Genomic DNA, 18,423 nt, shown 5'->3' with positions numbered 1-18,423 from the left:
ATCTCTACCATCCTGAATTTTTTCGCTAGGGTGTTGCCATGACCCCTGCCAACAGCCCAACCCTCCGACTTCGCCGCCTGGCAACAATGCTTCGCCAATCCCGAGAAGCGACTGGGTACACCGCCACCCAGGTCGGCAACAAGTACGGGTGGAGCTCTGGAAAAGTCTCCAAGATGGAGACAACCGAGACTAAACGCATAAAAGCGGAAGATCTCAACAAGCTGATGGACCTCTACGAGATCACCGACCCTGGCAAGCGAGCATCCATGCATGCGCTTGCAAAGGACGCACGTCAACGAGGCTGGTGGTCCAAGTACAAAGAGGTCTTCACCGAACGCGCCCTACCCGACTTCGAAGCTGAGGCGTCAGTGATCCGCACTTTCGAAGCGCAGATGGTGCCAGGGCTACTGCAAACGCCCGACTACGCCGAAGCTCTACTACGAGGGGGCAGGTTCGCGGACCCCGAAATCATGAAGAAAAAAGCTGAGGCGCGCATGGTTCGCCGCGAGATCTTGGTTCGCCACCATCCCGCTCGGCTCCGAGCGGTCATCGAGGAGAGCGCTCTTCACAAGCAGATTGGCAGCGTGAAGGTTCTCAAGGAGCAGCTTGCCTACCTACATCACATGGCTCAGCTATCTAACATCGACCTTCAGGTACTCCCTGCTGATGCTGGATCACATGCTGGCCTGTGTGCTCCCTTCACCATCCTGGAGTTTCCTGACCCGCTAGATCTCCCCATCGTGTACATCGACACCGCATCCAACGGGCTCTTCCTTGAGGACCAGGAGGAGGTTGAAGCTCACAGTGCTACCTTCAGTGACATCCAGGGGTCTGCCCTGAGTACAGTGCGCTCCGCCGATCTCATCACCAGCATCATGAAGTCCCTAGAGAGCCCTCATGACCACCGCCCTTGACTTCCGTAAGAGCAGCTACAGCGGCCATGCCCAGAACTGCGTTGAGGTTGCTCAGATCCCCACGAACTTCCGTAAGAGCAGCTACAACGGAGAAACCGGTGGCAACTGCGTAGAGGTCGCTCACCTTCCCACCGACTTCCGGAAGAGCAGCTACAGCGGGCAGACGGGGGGCAACTGCGTGGAGGTAGCCGACCTTCCCTGCGGCGCAGCCATCCGCGACTCCAAGCACCCCGACGCCGGACACCTCCCCTTCCCCGCCACCGAGTGGACCGGCTTCCTCAACGCCGCCCTCTCCCAGTAGCCACAGCAGTCAACTCCCGCGCCCGGCTCCTGCGCCTGGTCGCCCGGTCGTGCCCTCCAGAACCGCGACCGGGCGACCAGGGCATCCACCCCCACAACGCATTCCGGTATGCTCCGGACGGCATCCGCGCCGCCCGGCGGCGGACGGCGCGACGCCCTGCTCGCCCGCCCGCGAACCGAGGGAGGCCCCGTGCCGACGACCACCGTTCCAGGACCGCTGTCGTGAAGCTGTCGAGGGTGGCACCGGAGCTGCGCGGCCCCCTACTCCGTTCACCGGAAATCCCCGTACACCGCCCCTGGGCCCTGCAACTCACACGCAAACTGATGGAAGACCTGGACGCCCAGGAACTGCCCGGCGTCACCATGGAACTCCCCGAGGAGGCGGCCCCCGGCGTACGGGTCTACCGCCCCGACGAGCAGCGCTCGGACGGCGCCCTCGTCTGGATCCACGGCGGCGGCCTGGTCATGGGCCGCGCCGTGCAGGACGATCCGCTGTGCAACGCCACCGCCCGCCAACTGGGTATCACCGTCGTCTCCGCCGAGTACCGCATGGCCCCCGAGGACCCCTATCCCGCCGCCCTGGACGACTGCCACGCCGCCTGGACCTGGCTCCAGGACAACGCCGCCTCCCTGGGCGTGGACCCCGCGCGCGTGGCGGTCGGCGGCCAGAGCGCGGGCGGCGGCCTCACCGCCGCGCTCGTCCAACGGTTGCACGACGAGGGCGGCACGCAACCGGTCGGCCAGTGGCTGCTGTGCCCCATGCTCGACGACCGCACCGCCGCCCGGCGCGACCTGGACAGGGTCCGCCACCGCATCTGGAACAACGAGGTCAACCGCTTCGGCTGGCGTTCCTACCTGGGCGCCGAACCCGGCGCTGCCGCGGTCCCGCGCTACGCCGTGCCCGCACGCCGCGAGGACCTCAGCGGCCTGCCGCCCGCCTGGATCGGTGTCGGCGACATCGACCTTTTCCACAACGAGTCCCGCGAGTACGCGCACAGGCTGCGCGACGCCGGGGTGGACACGACCTTCTACCTGGAGCCCGGTGCTCCCCACGGGTTCGACTCCTGGGGCGCCAAGACCTCCATCGCACACGACTACCTGGACAGGGCCCGGGCCTGGCTGGGCGAGGCCCTGGCCCGGGAACTGGACGGCTCCTGACACTCCGGTCCCGAAAGCCCGACCTCGGGCGCCCGCGCCCCCGGCCGGAAAGCACCGGCATCATAGGGAGGGAACGCAGCCACACGACGGGGACGTGCATGACCGGAGCAGTCGAGACGGGCGCCAGGAAGAACGGGGACGGCCGGGCCTCCGCGCTCGCGCTCTCGCTCGCGACCCAGATCAGCGAGCTGGCGCGGACGGGCGGCCTGGACGAGGGCGCGCACCTGACCGAGCAGTGGATCGCCGACCGGCTCCAGGTGTCGCGGTCCCCGGTCCGGCGCGCGCTGGCGCTGCTGGACGAGATGGGCATCGTCGAGCACATCCCGAACCGGGGGTACTTCCTCACCAGGCCGGGCAGCGAACTGGCCTCGGTGGACGCCGTGCCGGAGCGGGACGGGCAGGAGGACCTGTACTTCCGCGTGGTGGACGACTTCCTCAACGACCGGCTCGACCGGGAGTTCACCGCCGCGGAGATCGCGCGCCGCCACGGGGTGGCGGCCCGGCACGTGCAGCAGGTCCTGGTCCGGATGGAGGCCGAGGACCTGGTGCGGCGGCGGGCGGGCCGCGGCTGGGAGTTCCAGGAGGTGCTGTCCACCGCGCAGGGGCACGACCACAGCTACAGGTTCCGGATGATCGTGGAGCCCGCCGCCCTGCTGGAGCCGGGGTTCGCGGTGGACGCGGAGGCCTTCGCGCTCCACCGGGAGCGCCAGGAGGGCCTGGTGCGGGGCAGGGCGCTGTCGTCCGCGCGCGGCACCCTGTTCCAGACGGGGGCGGAGTTCCACGAGATGCTCGTGGGGTGTGCGAACAACCCGGTCCTGCTCGACGCGGTGCGTCGGCAGAACCGGGTGCGCAGGCTCATCGAGTACCGCCACCAGGTGGACCGCACGCGGATGGTGCACCAGGCCCGCGAGCACCTGCTCCTGATGGACCTGCTCGGGGAGGGGCGCATCGAGGAGGCGTCCCGGGCCCTGCACGCGCACCTGGACCGGGTCCGGTGGATCAAGACCGGGATCGGCGCGGAGCCGCCCGCCCTGCTGTGACGGGCGGCGGCCCCGCGACCGGGCGTGCCCGCGTGCGGACCTGACCGGAGAAGGCCCTGACCGGGGACCGGCCCCGGGTGCGCGGACGTCCGTCGCCGGGGATCGCCGCGCCCCCGGTCCGGCGGGCCGAGCGCGCAGGCGTTCACCGGTCCGAGGTGGACTCGGGCACGCAGGCGTCCGCCGGTCGGGGACGGCCCAGGACGGGACAGCCCAGGACGGGACGGTCTCAGGCAGGCTGGCCGCAGGCGGAGCCGTCTCAGTGACTGTTGGGTATGCGGGTGATTACACGGCCTGGTCGGCAGAGCGGTTGCTCCACCGCTCGCTCTGACCGGCCAGCCGTGTGGCCATCAACCGGATCATCGCGAGCTTGACCATGGCCTCCGAACCCGTGGTCAGACGTTCGTAATCGCGCGCCAAACGGCGGTTGCGCACCAACCAGGCGAACGTGCGCTCCACCACCCACCGGCGCGGCAGCACCTGAAACCCCCTGGCGTCGTCGCTGCGCCGGACGATCTGCACCACTAACCGGAACGTCTCATACGCCCAGGTGAGCAGGCCGCTGTCGACCTTGTTCGCGTACCCCGCGTCAGCCCATACCAGCCCCACCGTCGGGAACCGGGCCGCCAAGGTCTCCAAGACCCGGCGCCCACCGGGGCGGTCCTGGACCGAGGCCGAGGTCACCGCGACCACCAGCACCAACCCCAACGTGTCCACGACCAGGTGGCGTTTGCGGCCCTTGGTGCGCTTGCCCGCGTCGTAGCCGCGGTCGGTACCGCCCTCCCCGGTCAGGATCGACTGGGAGTCCAACACCGCCGCCGAGGGGTCCCGATCGCGGCCCGCCTCCTCGCGGACCCGGGCGCGCAGGGCGTCGTGGATCCGATCGATGGTGCCGTCGGCCCTCCAGGTGCGGTACCACCGGTAGGCGGCGTCCCAGGGGATCAGGTCGTGGGGGATCATCCGCCACTGGCAACCCGAGCGCAGCACGAACAGGATCGCGTTCCAGACCAGCCGGTCGTCGTATTTGCGGGGTGCTCCGCCTTTGGCTTGGTCGCGGACGGGCATGAGGGGCTCGATCACCTCCCAGACGGGGTCGGAGAGGTTAGAGGGGTAGCATGGGCGGGCGTCCCCGCCGGACTTGCATCTGCACACACAGCGCAATTCTGGCGGGGATGTTCTGTTCTCCCGCCAGCGACCCGGGCCGGTCACCTCACGCAACCACCCGCATACCCAACAGTCACTCAGGCGGGGCGGTCCGCGAAGCGGCGCGCCACGTAGGGCATCGTGCCCCCGTGCCGCAGGTAGGCGACCTCGTGCCCCGAGTCCAGGCGCAGCAGCACGGTGTGCTCCCGCGCGCTCCCGTCGGACCCGGCGACCCTGAGGACGAGCGGCGTCACCCCCACGCCGATCCCGCCGAGCCCGAGGACGGTCAGCCCCTCGCTGCCGTCGAGTTCCAGGTCGGCCGCGGTGGTCCCCTCGGGGAACAGCAGCGGCAGGACCCCCATGCCGATGAGGTTGCTGCGGTGGATGCGCTCGAAGCTCTCCGCGACCACCGCCCGCACGCCCAGCAGGGCCTGGACCTTGGCCGCGACGTCGCGGCTCGACCCCGTCCCGTAGGACCGGCCCGCCAGGACCACCAGGTCCACCCCGGCCTCGCGGTAGGTCGCGGCGGCGTGGAAGACCGGTTCCACGCGCGAGCCGTCGAGGACGCGGGCGTGTCCTCCCCGGCCGCGTTCGCCCTCCGGCAGGAGCAGGTTGGCCACGGCCGGGTTGGTGAAGGCGCCGCGCAGCATCACCTCGGGGTTGCTGCGCCGGGTGGAGTACTGGTTGAGGTCGCGCGGTTCGGTGCCCAGTTCCCGCAGGTAGGCGCCCGCAAGACTGTTGCGGGGGATGGCCCCGGCCGGTGAGATGTGGTCTGTGGTGACGTGGTCGCCCAGCCACAGCAGGACGCGGGCGTCCTCGACGCGGACCTCGCTGCCGGGTTCGGGGCGCACGCCGGTGAGGTAGGGCGGCCTGCGGATGTAGGTGGAGCGCCCGTTCCAGGGGAAGTGCGTGCTCCCGGACGCGTCCAGCGCCCGCCACTGCTCGGTGCCCTCCCAGACCGCGGCGGCGTTCTCCCGGAAGGCCTGCGGGTCGACGGCCTTCTCCGCGACGCGCGCGACCTCCTCGTCCCCGGGCCACAGGTCCGCCAGGTACACCGGGTTCCCGTCGCGGTCGCGGCCCAGGGGCTCGGCGGCGAAGTCGTGCAGGACCGTTCCGGCCAGGGCGTAGGCCACGACGAGGGGCGGCGAGGCCAGGTAGGCGTGCGAGACGCGGGGGTTGACCCGGCCGGGGAAGTTGCGGTTGCCGGACAGCACGGCCGCGGCCTCCAGGCCCTCGCCTGCAAGCGCCTCCAGTTCGGGGGCCAGGGGGCCGGAGTTGCCGATGCAGGTCATGCAGCCGAAACCGACGGTGTGGAAACCGGCCGCTTCCAGGGGCTCCATCAGCCCGGCCTTCTCCAGGTAGCCGACGACCACCCGCGAGCCCGGGGACAGGGTGGTCTTGACCCAGGGCTTGACGCGCAGGCCGCGTTCCATGGCCCGCGCCGCGAGCAGGCCCGCCTGGATCATGAGCGCGGGGTTGGCGGTGTTGGTGCAGCTGGTGATGGAGGCGATGCCCACCGGTCCGCGCGGGAGGGGCTCGCCGAAGACGTCCTCCCCCTTCACCGGGGCCGCCGCGCCGTCCGGGACAGGAGCCGGGGAGGCGACCGCGTCCGGCACCGGAGCGTTCTCCGGGACAGGAGCGCTCTCCGGCGCGGACGCGGTCTCCAGGAAGGAGGCGGGCACCCGGGACAGCGGAACGCGCTGGTCGGGGCGGTGCGGCCCGGCCAGGCAGGGCTCCACCGCGTCCAGGTCGAACTCCACGAGCCGGTCGAAGCGCGGCTCCGGGGAGTCCACGCCGCGCACCAGCCCCTGGGCGCGCATGTAGGCGTCCACCGCCTCCACGTGCCCGTCCTCGCGGCCGGTCAGGAGCAGGTAGTCGCGGACCTCGCGGTCGTAGGGGAAGTAGGCGCACGTGGCGCCGTACTCGGGCGCCATGTTCGCCACCGCCGCGCGGGCCGACCAGGGCAGGCCGTCGATCCCCGGTCCGCAGAACTCCACGAACGCGTCCACGACGCCCGTCGCGCGCAGCAGTTCGGTCAGCGTCAGCGCCAGGTCGGTGGCGGTGACGCCGCGCCGCAGGGCCCCGGTGAGCCGGACGCCGACGACCTCGGGGAAGTTGAGCATCACGGGTTCGCCGAGCATGGCGGCCTGCGCCTGGAGGCCGCCCACGCCCCAGCCCAGGACGCCGATGGCGTTGATCATCGGCGTGTGGCTGTCGGTGGCCACGAGGACGTCGGGGTGCAGGAGGTCGGGGCCGTCGCCGCCGTCCTCGCGCCAGACCACGCGGGCGAGGGTCTCCATGTTGACCTGGTGGATGATGCCCCGGCCCGGGGGGACCACGCGGAACCCGCGCACACTGCGCTCGGCCCACTTGACGAACTCGTACCGCTCGGCGTTGCGGCGGAAGTCGATGTCGAGGTTGCGGGCGAAGGCGGCGGCCGAACCGTGCGCCTCGGCGATCACGGAGTGGTCCACGACCAGGTCGGTGGCGATCACCGGGTTGACGTCCGCGGCGTCGCCGCCCAGTTCGGTGACCGTGTCGCGCAGCGCGGCCAGGTCGGTGAGGGTGGGCAGGCACGTGGTGTCGTGCAGCATCATCCGGTTGGGGTGGAAGGGGACCTCGCAGTCCCCGCGGCCCGAGCGCACGCGGGCGAGCACCGCGGGCAGGGCCCCGGGCGCCCGGCGGGCCACGTTCTCCACCAGGACGCGGACCGTGTAGGGCGCGCGGTCCAGCTCCTCGGGGGTGAGCAGCCGGTCGAGCGCCACGTAGCGGAACTCGCTTCCGGCCGCGTTGAGTACCGCCGTCGCGGCGGTTCCGGCGGTTGTGGCCACGGAGTCGTCCATCGTCTCCCCACGCTGGTCCTCGGGTGCTCCGGTTCCCGGACACCATGATTGTTCTAGCAACGAGACTAGTACAAAGCGGAAACACCTGGTGGAGCCAGCCCCCGGGAGCGGCCGACCGGCACCCGGAGGCGCCCCTCCAGGCCGCGACCGACTCGCCCGCTCCGCCCCGGCACTGCACTTGCATCGGCTTCGAATGCTCGGAACTCGGCAGGAACACGAGCTCACCTGGGCCGGGGCACCGTACTCCGCACCGTCCGCAGCCCCGTCGAACCCCGGCCCCACGCAGGGCGAACCGGGAGGTTTCCGAGGGGTGACGAGCGCTGATCTCGGCTTCCGCATATTGCACTCGCGTTAATCTTGGTGCAATATCTCCAGGTGTGTGCCCCGCCTCACGAGGCGCACGTCACGCAGGGACCGGGCGCCGGTCACACGATCCGTGGGGGAGAGCAATGCAGATAACGGCTCCGAGCCGACGCGAGGCGATCGCGGGTGCGATCGGAGCGGTCGCCCTCGCCGGTGCCCTGGTGGAGGTCCGCTCAGGCGAGGCCTCCCGTGAAGCGGGTACGGGCGGTGGGCGCTTGGAGGTCGTGGTTCCCGCCGCGGCGGGCGGCGGCTTCGACACCGTCGCCCGGCAGACGCAGTACGCGCTCCAGCAGAACGGCCTGGCCAGCGGGGTCGAGGTGCTCAACCTGCCCGGTGGCGGCGGAACCGTGGGCCTCAACCACACGGCCCAGCAGCGCGGGCGCGGCGACGTGCTCATGGTGATGGGCAGCTCGATCCTGGGCGGCATCGAGATCACCGGTTCGCGGACCACCCTGGCCGATATCACGCCGCTGGCCCGGCTGGCCGAGGACTACATCGTGGTCGCGGTCCGCCGGGACTCCCCGCTGAGGACCCTGGAGGACCTGGCCGCGGCCTGGACCGAGGCGCCCCGCGACCTCGTGGTGGGCGGGGGCGCCATCGGCACCTCGGACCACCTGCTGGCCGCGCTCATGCTCGACGGGCTCGGGATCCCGCCCTCCGAGCTGAACTACATCGTCTACTCGGGCGACGGCGAGGTGCTCACCTCCCTGCTGTCGCACACCTCCGACATCGCGGTGTCCAGTTACAACGGCTTCCAGTCGCAGATCGAGGCCGGGGAAGTGCGGGCGCTGGCGGTCTCCGCCGCCGAACCGCTGCCCGGCGTGGACGTCCCCACGCTGCGCGAGGCGGGCATGGACCTGGACCTGGCCAACTGGCGCGGTCTGGCCGCGCCGGGCGGCCTGGACGGGGACCAGCGCGAGGTCCTGCTGGACCTGGTCCACGCGCTGGTCGAGACGCCGGAGTGGCGGGAGGCCGTGGAGCGCTTCGGGTGGCGGGAGGCGTTCGTCGCCGGGGAGGACTTCGACGCGTTCCTCACCGAGGAGACCGCGCGCCTGGAGCAGATCATCGAGGGATTGGGGCTGTCGTGACCCGAGAAAGACCCGCCGGGGTGCAGTCCCCGGACACCGACGCGAAGACCGGCACGGACACCGGGCCCGCCAGCGGGAGCGGGAGCGGGAGCGGGAGCGGGAGCGGGAGCGGGAGCGAGACGCGAGTCAGCGCCCGGGCCGAGGCCGGGGACGGCAACGGAACCGGCGCTGGGAACGCCGTCGTGGGCGTGGCCGGAGGCCGGGCCGGAACGGAGGCCGAGGGCGGAACCGGAGCCGACACCACCGCCCCGGAGCCCGAGCCCACGGCCGACCCCGCGCCCGCCACCCTCGGCACGGCACTGGCCGTGCCCTCGGTGACCCTGGTGACGGCCCTCTTCCTGCTCGTGGGCGGCACGGTGATCCGCGTGCCGGAGAGCAGCGGTTTCCTGGGCCCGCAGTTCTTCCCGCTGACCGTGGGCGCCCTCCTGGGCGTCACGGCGTGCGTGGCGGGGGTGCGCGCGGTCCTGGCCGTGCGGCGCTCCCCGTCCGCGGGGACCACCGCAACCCCGGCGGCACCGACAGCACCGACTTCTCCAGAAGTCTCCGGGGTATCCGCGCCTCCGGAGTCCACGGGGACCTCCGAAACCACCGACTCCCCTGAGGCCTCCGACTCCCCGGGAACCTCCGCAGCGCCCAGTGCCACAGCTCCGAACGCGACCGCCGCCGAGGCCGGCACCGATAGCGCGGCCACCGGCACCGATCCGACCTCCGCCGCCGACGACGCCGACGCCGACGCGGCCAGCGACGACGCGAAGAGCGGACACGGCGACTGGCGCACCCTGGGCATCATGGCCGCGACCCTGACCGCCCACGTCCTGCTGCTCCAGCCGCTCGGCTGGCTGCTCTCGGGCACCCTGCTCTTCTGGGGCGTCAGCTTCGCCCTGGACCGGCGCTCACCCCTGCTGGACCTGTGCGTGGCCGTGGCCCTGGCCGCGCTCGTGCAGATCTGCTTCTCCGGCCTGCTGGACGTGTCGCTGCCCAGCGGCCTGCTCGGAAAGGTCCTGTGAACACCGTGGACACCTTCTCCCTCCTGATGTCGGGGTTCGCCGAGGCCCTGACCCCCGTCAACCTGCTGTGGTGCCTCCTCGGCGTGGTCCTGGGCACGGCCGTGGGCGTCCTGCCGGGGCTGGGCTCGTCCATGGCGGTCGCCCTCCTGCTCCCCCTGACCTTCCTGCTGGAGCCGACCGCGGCGTTCATCATGTTCGCGGGCATCTACTACGGCGGGCAGTTCGGCGGCGCGACCACGTCCATCCTGCTCAACACCCCCGGGCAGAGCTCTTCGATCGCCACCGCGTTCGAGGGGCACACCATGGCGCGGCGCGGCAGGGCCTCCCAGGCTCTGGCGGCGGCGGTGATCGGCTCCTTCGTGGGCGGCATCGTGGCCACGACCGTGGTGGCCTTCTTCGCCCAGCGCATGGTGGTCCTGGCGCTCGGGTTCGGACCGGCCGAGTACTTCGCGCTCGCCGTCCTCGCCTTCGTGTGCACCGCCGCCGTCGTGACCTCCTCGCCCCTGCGGGGCATCGCCGCTCTGGGCATCGGCCTGGCGGTCAGCGTGGTGGGCATCGACGACCAGAGCGGGGCGATCCGCCTGACCCTGGGCGTCCCGCAGCTGCTGGACGGGGTCAGCATCGTCGTGATCACGGTCGGACTGCTGGCCGTGGGCGAGGTCCTGCACACCGGGTTCCGGCCGAAGCGGGCCGCCGCGAGTCAACTGGTGGCGTCGGGCACGCCGTGGCTGGGGCGCGCGGACCTGCGCCGCTCCTGGAAGCCGTGGCTGCGGGGCACGGCGCTGGGCCTGCCCTTCGGCGTGATCCCCGCGGGCGGCTCGGAGATCCCCACCTTCCTGTCCTTCGGGGCCGAGAAGGCGCTGGCCAAACGGCGCGGGAACAGCGAGTTCGGCCGGGGCGCGATCGAGGGCGTGGCCGGTCCGGAGGCGGCCAACAACGCGACCACGGCCACCGCGATGGTCCCCCTGCTCGGGCTCGGACTGCCCACGTCCGCGACGGCCGCCGTGATGCTGGCGGCGTTCCAGCAGTACGGGATGCAGCCGGGACCCCTGCTCTTCGAGCAGGAGGGCGACCTGGTCTGGGCGCTGCTGGCCAGCATGTTCATCGGCACGTTCCTGCTGCTGGTGATCAACCTGCCCTTCGCGCCGCTGTGGGCGCGGCTCCTGCGCCTGCCCCAGCGCCACCTGTTCGCGGGGCTGATGGTCTTCGCCACGGTGGGCGTGTACTCGGTCAAGGGCTCGGTGTTCGACGTCGTCCTGCTGTTCGCGGTGGGCGCCCTGGGGCTCCTGATGCGCAGGTACGACATCCCCGTGGCGCCGGTCCTGATCGGCGTCATCCTGGGGCCGCTGGCCGAGAGCGAGCTGCGCCGGGCGATGGCCGCGAGCCAGGGCGACGTGTCGATCCTGTTCGACAGCGGCATCGCGGTCGGCATCTACACCATCCTCGTGGCCGTGGTGGCGGTCTTCGCGGTCAAGCGGGTGCGGGACCGGCGCCGGTCCGCCACCCCGGCCGACGGGAGCCGGGTGGGCACCGTGTAGAACCTGATGGTCACGTCATCGGACGTCCCGGGGACCCCCAGCCCCCGGGGCGCCGCGGCGTCGGACGGGGAGCACACGGACGAGGGGGAGAGAACGTTGGGAAGAGGCCGCGTCAGGGGGGCGTCGTGGCTCTGGCCGCTGTTACTGAGCGTCATGTGCACCCACACCGCGCTCAACCTCGCCCGTCCCCTGGTCTCGTACCGGACGATCGCCCTGGGCGGTGACGCCGTGGCGGTCGGGCTGGTCACCGCCGCCTACGCGCTGCTGCCCCTGCTGGTGGCGGTCCCGCTGGGGCGGGCGACCGACCGGTCCCGGCGCATGGCGTGGATCGTCGGCCTGGGCGCTGCGGTGCTCGGCGCGGGCTCGCTGCTGCTGGCGTACGGCACGGACCTGTTCGCGATCGCCGCGGCAAGCACGGTGCTGGGCATGGGCCACCTGCTGTGCATGGTCGCGGGCCAGGGGCTCATCGCGCGCCTGGCCGCACCGGGGAACCTGGACCGCGACTTCGGGTGGTTCACCGCGGCGGCCTCCCTGGGCCAGCTCGTGGGCCCACTGCTGTCGGGCGCGATGCTGGCCGACGCCTCGGGGGACGCGCTGCTGTCGGCCACCTCCGCCGCCCTGCTCCTGGCCGCGGTGATCGGCGGGCTGGGGCTGGTGCCGATCCTGGCCTTCGTCCGGGTGCGCATGCCCGCGCCCTCGCGCAAGAAGGGCTCGGAGAGGACCCCCGCGCGGGAACTGCTGCGCAGGCCGGGCCTGCCCTCGGGGCTGTTCGCCAGCCTGGCGCTGCTCTCGGCCGTGGACATCCTCACCGCCTACCTGCCGCTGGTCGCCGAGAACCGCGGCATCTCGCCGATGACGGTCGGCGTCCTGCTGAGCCTGCGGGCGGGGTTCTCGCTGCTGTCCCGCCTGGTGCTGTCCCGGCTGGTGCTGCGGTGGTCGCGCGAGACGCTGATCGCGGTCAGCGCCGGGGCCGCGGGCCTGTCGATGGCGGCGGTGGCCCTGCCGGTCAGCAACGTGTTCGTGCTGGGGGCGGTGCTGGCCGTCGGGGGGTTCCTGCTGGGCCTGGGGCAGCCGCTGACGATGTCGGCCGTGGCCACGGCCGCGCCGGAGGGCTCGCGCGGGGCCGCGCTGGCGCTGCGGATCTGGGGCAACCGGCTCGGGCAGGTCGGAATCCCGGCCGTGGGAGCGGGGGTCGCGGGCGCGGTGGGCGCGCCCGGGGCGCTGTGGTTCGCCGCGGTGGTGCTCGTGGCGTCGGCGGTCACGGCGGCCAAGCAGGTCTGACCCGCCGCCGGGGCCCGCGGGGCGGGTGTGCGACGCGAGGCGTCAGATTCGTGTGTGCTCTCCGGACCACGCGAGTCTGGCGTGCGGCGCGGGGAGCCAGGTGTGCGTGGGGCGCGTGGGCCGTACGGGTGGCCCGGTGATCCGGAACAGGTGGGCGGCACGAGGCGTCGAGTGCACGTGGGGCGCGTGGGCCGTACGGGTGGCCCGGTCATCCGGAACAGGTAGGCGGCACAGGCGTCACAACCGTGCTCTCCCGTCCCGGGACCGGACCCGGGAACCGCCTCGGCGCGAACACACAGGTCGCGCACTCCCCTGTTCGAACACCCCCCGGGGGCGTACGATGAGAAGTTAGGTGTGTCGGCAGTCGGGTCCACCAAGCCCGGCGTCTCCACGGAACCAGGCAACGTGAACCACCCCGCCCCCTCTCCCGCACAGCGCGTCTACCGTTCCCGGACCACCAGACAGGCCGTCCACGACTGGTGCTGGGACAGGCTCAACGCCCAGCCCCTGCTCACCCCGCTCGCGACCGTCCCCTGTTCCCTGGGCGTCACCCGCGTCTTCACCGCCTCCGGAGGCCCCGGCGTCCCGGTCCTCGTGCTCCCCGGTTCGGTCCTGAGCACGGCCACGCTCCTGGACGCCGTCCGCGTCCTGGCCGAGGACCGCCCCGTCCTGATCGCCGACCCGCCCGGACAGCCCGGGCTCAGCGACGGCGTCCGGCCCCTGGTCGAGCGCCCGGCGTACTACGGCGGCTGGCTGGACGAGGTGCTCCCGCAGATCACCGACCGGCCCGTCCTGGTCCTGGGCCACGGCATCGGCGCGGCCATCGCGCTCTCGGCCACCCCCGGGCCCCTGGTGGCCGGGCTCTGCCTGGTCAACCCCGGCGGCCTGACACCGGCGACCGGCGGCACCGCCCTGGCCGCCGCCCTGGTGCGCTGGAGGTTCCACCCCGACACCCGGTCCAGCTCCGCGCTGCTGCGCGCCATGTGCGGCCCCGGATCGGCCGAACCCCGGGACACCACCCTGCTGGAGTGGACGACCCTGGTCGGCCGGTCCTGCCGCGCGGTCAACGCGCTGCCGCCCCGGCCGCTGCGGGCGGAGGCCCTGCGCCACTGGCGGCGGACCCCGGTCAGCGTCGCCACCGGGTCGCACGACCCCTTCTTCTCCCCCGACCTGCTGCACAGTCCGGCCCTGCTCTTCCTGGACGCCGCCGTCCACACCGTCCGGGGCGCGGGACACCTCGCGCTCCGCGAACGCCCCGACCTGGTGCGGGACGTGCTGCGGGGGCTCCCCGACGCCTGAGGCCCCGGGCCGCGTCCGCGGCCCGGGGCGTGCGCGTCCCGACCGGTCCGGAGCCGGGTCCCCGCGTCGGGTCCCCGGGTCCGGGGACCCGACGCGGGGCCGCGGTGTCAGGCCTCGGTGTCAGGCCTCGCTGTCGGGGCCCGGCTCCTCGGGGGCCTTGAGCGGCTTGACCAGCGCCCAGCCGCCCATGAACACGGCGAAGGCGAGCATGCCCAGGCCCGACCACAGGTTCAGGTTCGCGCCGCCCTGCTCGATCTCCTCCGGCGTGGTGAAGAACCCCATGACCGTCAGCACGACGCCGTAGATCGCGAACAGCAGCGCGATGATCGTGCGGATGTCGAAGACCCGGGAGGCGGTGCGGCCCTTCCCCGTTCCGGGGCTGTCAGCGCTCATCGGATGACCTCCTTGCCAGCTTGTCTCAGCACGGTGCACCTCTCGGGGTCGCTCAGGCGAAGATGATGTTCAGAATGATGACGAGTGCCAGGGCGATCCCGGCCAGCAGCCCCGGTCGGCGGTACCAGCCGGAGTCCTCACCGGTGGTGGAGGCCTTGCGCGACTCGCGCGGGGTCAGCGAGTGCACCAGGCCCACCAGTTCGGAGTCGGGCTTGGGCCGGGTGAACATGGTGACCACGACGCTGACGAGGATGTCGACCACGAAGGCCGCGCCCGCGCCGACGAAGCTCGCGCCCTGCGCCGACAGGGCCAGCACGCCGGTCTCGGCGAGCAGGAACACGCCCACGGCGGCCAGGGTTCCCGCCGCCAGGCCGCTCCAACCGGCGTGGGGCGTCATCCGCTTCCAGTACATGCCGAGGATGAACGTGGCGAACAGCGGCGCGTTGAAGAACGAGAACAGCTGCTGCAGGTAGTCCATCAGGTTGGAGTAACCCGAGGCGATGAACGCCGTGCCCACGGCACCGACGGTCGCGCCGACCGTGACCCACCGGCCCATGCCCAGGTAGTAGGAGTCGGGCCGGTTCTTGACGACGTAGGCCTGCCAGATGTCGTACGTGAACACGGTGTTGAACGAACTGAGGTTGGCGGCCATACCGGCCATGAACGACGCGAGCAGACCGGCCAGGGCCACGCCCAGCAGACCGTTGGGCAGCACGTCGCGCATCAGCAGCAGGATCGCGTCGTTGTAGTCGACGCCGGGGTTCTCACCGGCCTTGAGCTGGACCATCTCCGAGACGCTCACACCCGCGATCATCCCGGGGATGATGACGATGAACGGGATGAACAGCTTGGGGAAGGCGCCGATGATGGGGGTGCGCATCGCGGCCGACATGCTCTTGGAGGCCATGGCGCGCTGCACCTCGACGAAGTTCGTCGTCCAGTAGCCGAACGCGAGGACGAAGCCGAGGCCGAAGACGATGCCGAGGATGCTCAGGAAGCTGTCGCCGAAGCCGGTCAGCGCGTTGCCCGGCCAGGCGGAGAGCTGTTCGGCGCCCTGCGGGGAGGCGGTGACCTCCTCCACCAGGCCCGACCAGCCGCCGACGCGGTTCAGTCCGGCCAGGGTCAGCGGCAGCAGCGCCGCGACGATGACGAAGAACTGGAGCACCTCGTTGTAGATCGCCGCGGAGAGCCCGCCCAGCGCGGTGTAGCTGAGGACGATGGCGGCGGCGACCAGGAGCGACAGCCACAGGGGCCAGCCCAGCAGCGCGTCCACGATGGTCGCCAGCAGGAAGAGGTTGACGCCCGCGATCAGGATCTGAGCGACCGCGAAGCTGATCCCGTTGAGCAAGTGGGCGGCCGTACCGAAGCGGCGGAGCATGAACTCGGGGACGCTGCGGACCTTGGAGCCGTAGTAGAACGGCATCATGACCAGGCCCAGGAACAGCATCGCCGGGACGGCGCCGATCCAGAAGTAGTGCATGGTCGGCATGCCGTAGTTGGCGCCGTTGGCCGACATGCCGATGATCTCGATGGCGCCGAGGTTGGCCGCGATGAAGGCCAGACCCGTCACCCAGGCGGGCAGGGAGCGCCCCGACAGGAAGAAGTCGAGGCTGTTGGAGACCGAACGCCGGGCGATGAAGCCGATGCCCAGCACGAACGCGAAGTACACCGCGAGCAGGGTGTAGTCGATGGCGTTGGCGTCCAGCCGCAGGGAGTCCTGTGCTAGCACGGTCACGTCGGCTGGTCCTCTCTCGACGCGGCGGCCCCTCCGCGGAAGGCCTGTTCACACCTTCGGACGTGATGCGGGCGGGTCGGCACCGGATCTCGGGCGACGAAGGACGCGGCGTCGCGAACCGGTACCCGTGTCTCCACCTCAGGACGGGGTGCGCCCATGTTCTTACTCCGTTCACGCATGTGCACCGTGCACATGAGGACCATTCCCCACATTTTTCCACGGAACCAAACATTAACCATCAAGGTAAGCAACCATCTTGCACAAGCACCGGTGTGTCAAGGGTCTGGCGCCGTCCTGTTCGGGGTGGCGCGCGCGGCTCCGCCGGGGTGGCGGACACCGGTGGGAGCGGCGTCGCGGGAGGCCTTCTCCCGGGGCGCCGGGGGGCGGGGGCGCCTGTGCACCTACCCCGCCGGAGCACGCCTATCGTGTGCTTTCGGGGCGGTTTCTCATGAAATGCCGCCGAAGGCGGTGCGGCGGCAGGGGCGCGGGAGACAGGCCGGACCGGGGCGCGGACCCTCGCCCGGAACGGGAGGAGGGGCCGGTCGGAGTGAACGTCTCGCGTCGGGCGAAGCGGGCGGCCCGCCCCGTGCTCCGGGGCGGGCCGCCGACGGGACCGCTCAGCGGTCCCGGTCGGGCTCCGGAAAGGTGAGAACGCCGATCTCGGGGGCTCCGGGCAGGCCGGGCTCGCTGACCAGACGCCCGGTCATACCGGCCTCCTCCGCGAGCCCGGCGATGCTGAGGTTCTCCCACACGTAGGTGTCGCTGGTGCTGCGCACCAGCGTGTCGCCGCGGAGGACCTTCCAGGTGGTCTCCCACCGCAGGACCTCGGTCTCGGCGCCCTCGACGGGTTCGGCCCGCGTCCACCACTCGTAGGTCTGCTCGCCGATGCGCTCCCGCAGCATGCGGAAGGGGGGAACTGCTCTGGCGGAACCGGTGCCCATGAGTTCCACGACGACCGGCGCACCGGGCGGGACGTGGGCCCTCAACACGTCCCACAGCGCCAGCCTCTCGTCCCTGGTGAGGTGGCCGACCACTCCGAAGACGACCACCGCGCCGACCCGGTCGGGCAGCCGCAGGTGTTGGGCGGGTTCGGCGCTGATGGTCACGCGTCGGCGCAGGTCGTCGTTGCCGACGACCCGGCTGGTGAGCATCGCCCGCATGGGGGTGGACGGTTCCGCGGCGATGATCGGGGCGCTCGGCAGGGCCTTCGCGATCACTTCGGTGATGCGGCCCGTGCCGGCTCCGATCTCGACGACGGGGCCGGCTCCGGGGGCGACCCCGGCCAGCGCCGCGCGCAGCGGTCCGGCACTGGTGCGCACATGGCGTGCCGCGACCATCTCGTAGAACTCGGCCGAGGCCGTGTAGTAGTCGGCGACCATGGTGATCTCCCTCGTCGTGGTGGTGTCAGGGTGTGCTGGGCCAGGCGGGTGCCGTCCCGGTCGGCGCGTGGCCCAGGGCCCGGGCGACGGCCGCCGCGACCGGGCGGCGCTGTTGCGCGAGGAAGAAGTGGCCGCCCGGGAACACCTCGGTCGTGACCTCACCGGTCGTCGTGGTCCTCCAGGTCGCCGCGGCCTCCTCGGAGCACTCCGGGTCCTGTGCGCCGACGAAGACGTGCACGGGCATGTCGAGCGGTTCCGCCCGGGTGGGCCGGTAGGTCTCGATCAGCCGGTAGTCGTTGCGCACGTAGCGCAGGACAGCGGTCCGCAGCTCCTCGTCGGCCAGGACCTCCGGCGGGGTGCCGCCCAGTCGGGTCAGGTCGGCCGCCAGGTGCTCGTCGTCGCGCAGGTGGACGTCCCCGGGCCTGACGTGGAGGGGTGCGGGCCGCCCCGAGGCGAACAGCCGGACCGGGGCCGGGATCGCCCTCCGACGCGCCTCCACGGCCACCTCGTAGGCCACGGCGCTTCCCATGCTGTGGCCCAGGAGCGCGTAGGGGCGGTCCAGGAGGGGGGCGAGCGCGTCCACGACCGCGTCGACGACCTCGGACATCGTGTCGACCATGGGATCGCCGAACCGGTCCTCGCGCCCGGGGTACTGCACGGACAACGCCTCGATGCCGGGTGGCAGCAGGTACTGCCACGGCCGCAGCGAGGACGCCGACCCCCCTGCGTGGGGCAGGCAGACGAGCCGCACGTCCGCGCGCGGGCGGTGCTGGGGCCGGCGCAGCCACGGGCTGATGGGCGGATGCCGCAGGTCCATGGGAATTCCACTCCTCGCGATATCTTCCGGTGAAAATAGAATGGCTTTTAATGGCGCCGCCATTGGCGGAACCGGTGACATTGGTCTCGGACAGCAGATTTCCAATCGGGTTGGAAATCGGATCCGCG

General features: G+C 71.7%; 15 protein-coding genes. 9 read left to right on the top strand and 6 right to left on the bottom strand.

The window, feature by feature from the left end:
- Positions 1 to 38 precede the first annotated feature (38 nt).
- From PV789_RS09265 to PV789_RS09250, 4 genes are all read left to right on the top strand, one after another.
- Complete coding sequence (locus PV789_RS09265; RefSeq protein ID WP_274977019.1) at positions 39 to 914, top strand: helix-turn-helix domain-containing protein; 876 nt, start codon at positions 39 to 41, stop codon at positions 912 to 914.
- Complete coding sequence (locus PV789_RS09260) at positions 898 to 1,215, top strand: DUF397 domain-containing protein (RefSeq protein WP_274977018.1); 318 nt, start codon at positions 898 to 900, stop codon at positions 1,213 to 1,215. Before PV789_RS09265 ends, PV789_RS09260 begins: the two co-directional genes overlap by 17 nt.
- Before the next feature lie 323 nt (positions 1,216 to 1,538).
- Positions 1,539 to 2,372, top strand: a complete 834-nt coding sequence (locus PV789_RS09255; RefSeq protein ID WP_274977017.1) for an alpha/beta hydrolase — start codon at positions 1,539 to 1,541, stop codon at positions 2,370 to 2,372.
- 98 nt (positions 2,373 to 2,470) lie between these two features.
- The gene (locus tag PV789_RS09250) at positions 2,471 to 3,412 is read left to right on the top strand and encodes a GntR family transcriptional regulator (protein ID WP_274977016.1); all 942 of its coding nucleotides are present in this window, start codon (positions 2,471 to 2,473) and stop codon (positions 3,410 to 3,412) included.
- Positions 3,413 to 3,694: 282 nt separating this feature from the next.
- On the opposite strand, the gene PV789_RS09245 is transcribed toward PV789_RS09250, so the two are convergent.
- The gene (locus tag PV789_RS09245) at positions 3,695 to 4,561 is read right to left on the bottom strand and encodes an IS5 family transposase (RefSeq protein ID WP_274973384.1); all 867 of its coding nucleotides are present in this window, start codon (positions 4,559 to 4,561) and stop codon (positions 3,695 to 3,697) included.
- A gap of 89 nt (positions 4,562 to 4,650) precedes the next feature.
- A complete protein-coding gene (gene acnA, locus PV789_RS09240) occupies positions 4,651 to 7,395 on the bottom strand; it encodes an aconitate hydratase AcnA (protein ID WP_274977015.1) in 2,745 nt (914 codons plus the stop codon).
- Between the two features lie 449 nt (positions 7,396 to 7,844).
- Here acnA and PV789_RS09235 point away from each other — a divergent pair, with 449 nt between their 5' ends.
- From PV789_RS09235 to PV789_RS09215, 5 genes are all read left to right on the top strand, one after another.
- On the top strand, positions 7,845 to 8,846 hold the full coding sequence (locus PV789_RS09235; RefSeq protein ID WP_274977014.1) for a Bug family tripartite tricarboxylate transporter substrate binding protein: 1,002 nt from the start codon (positions 7,845 to 7,847) through the stop codon (positions 8,844 to 8,846).
- Positions 8,843 to 9,853 (top strand): tripartite tricarboxylate transporter TctB family protein, encoded by a 1,011-nt coding sequence (locus PV789_RS09230; protein ID WP_274977013.1) that lies wholly within the window; start codon positions 8,843 to 8,845, stop codon positions 9,851 to 9,853. The genes PV789_RS09235 and PV789_RS09230 overlap by 4 nt, the downstream gene beginning before the upstream one ends.
- 5 nt (positions 9,854 to 9,858) lie before the next feature.
- Positions 9,859 to 11,391: a tripartite tricarboxylate transporter permease gene (locus PV789_RS09225; protein ID WP_274978104.1), complete on the top strand. Its 1,533-nt coding sequence runs from the start codon at positions 9,859 to 9,861 to the stop codon at positions 11,389 to 11,391.
- A gap of 153 nt (positions 11,392 to 11,544) precedes the next feature.
- Entirely contained in the window at positions 11,545 to 12,672 is a 1,128-nt protein-coding gene (locus tag PV789_RS09220) for an MFS transporter (protein WP_274977012.1), read from the top strand.
- Positions 12,673 to 13,077: 405 nt separating this feature from the next.
- A complete protein-coding gene (locus PV789_RS09215; RefSeq protein ID WP_274978103.1) occupies positions 13,078 to 13,971 on the top strand; it encodes an alpha/beta fold hydrolase in 894 nt (297 codons plus the stop codon).
- A 120-nt stretch (positions 13,972 to 14,091) separates the two neighbouring features.
- Here the strand turns inward: PV789_RS09215 and PV789_RS09210 are convergent, their stop codons facing one another.
- The 4 genes from PV789_RS09210 to PV789_RS09195 form a co-directional block, all read right to left on the bottom strand.
- On the bottom strand, positions 14,092 to 14,364 hold the full coding sequence (locus tag PV789_RS09210) for a hypothetical protein (RefSeq protein WP_274977011.1): 273 nt from the start codon (positions 14,362 to 14,364) through the stop codon (positions 14,092 to 14,094).
- 52 nt (positions 14,365 to 14,416) lie between these two features.
- A complete protein-coding gene (locus PV789_RS09205; protein ID WP_274977010.1) occupies positions 14,417 to 16,099 on the bottom strand; it encodes a sodium:solute symporter family protein in 1,683 nt (560 codons plus the stop codon).
- Positions 16,100 to 16,716: 617 nt separating this feature from the next.
- Entirely contained in the window at positions 16,717 to 17,478 is a 762-nt protein-coding gene (locus PV789_RS09200) for a class I SAM-dependent methyltransferase (RefSeq protein ID WP_274977009.1), read from the bottom strand.
- 25 nt (positions 17,479 to 17,503) lie between these two features.
- The gene (locus PV789_RS09195) at positions 17,504 to 18,295 is read right to left on the bottom strand and encodes a thioesterase II family protein (RefSeq protein ID WP_274977008.1); all 792 of its coding nucleotides are present in this window, start codon (positions 18,293 to 18,295) and stop codon (positions 17,504 to 17,506) included.
- Between the last annotated feature and the right edge of the window lie 128 nt (positions 18,296 to 18,423).

The sequence above is a fragment of the Nocardiopsis camelliae genome, from assembly GCF_028993595.1.
Lineage (GTDB): Bacteria > Actinomycetota > Actinomycetes > Streptosporangiales > Streptosporangiaceae > Nocardiopsis > Nocardiopsis dassonvillei.
This window is presented reverse-complemented; position numbering and strand designations above follow the sequence as displayed.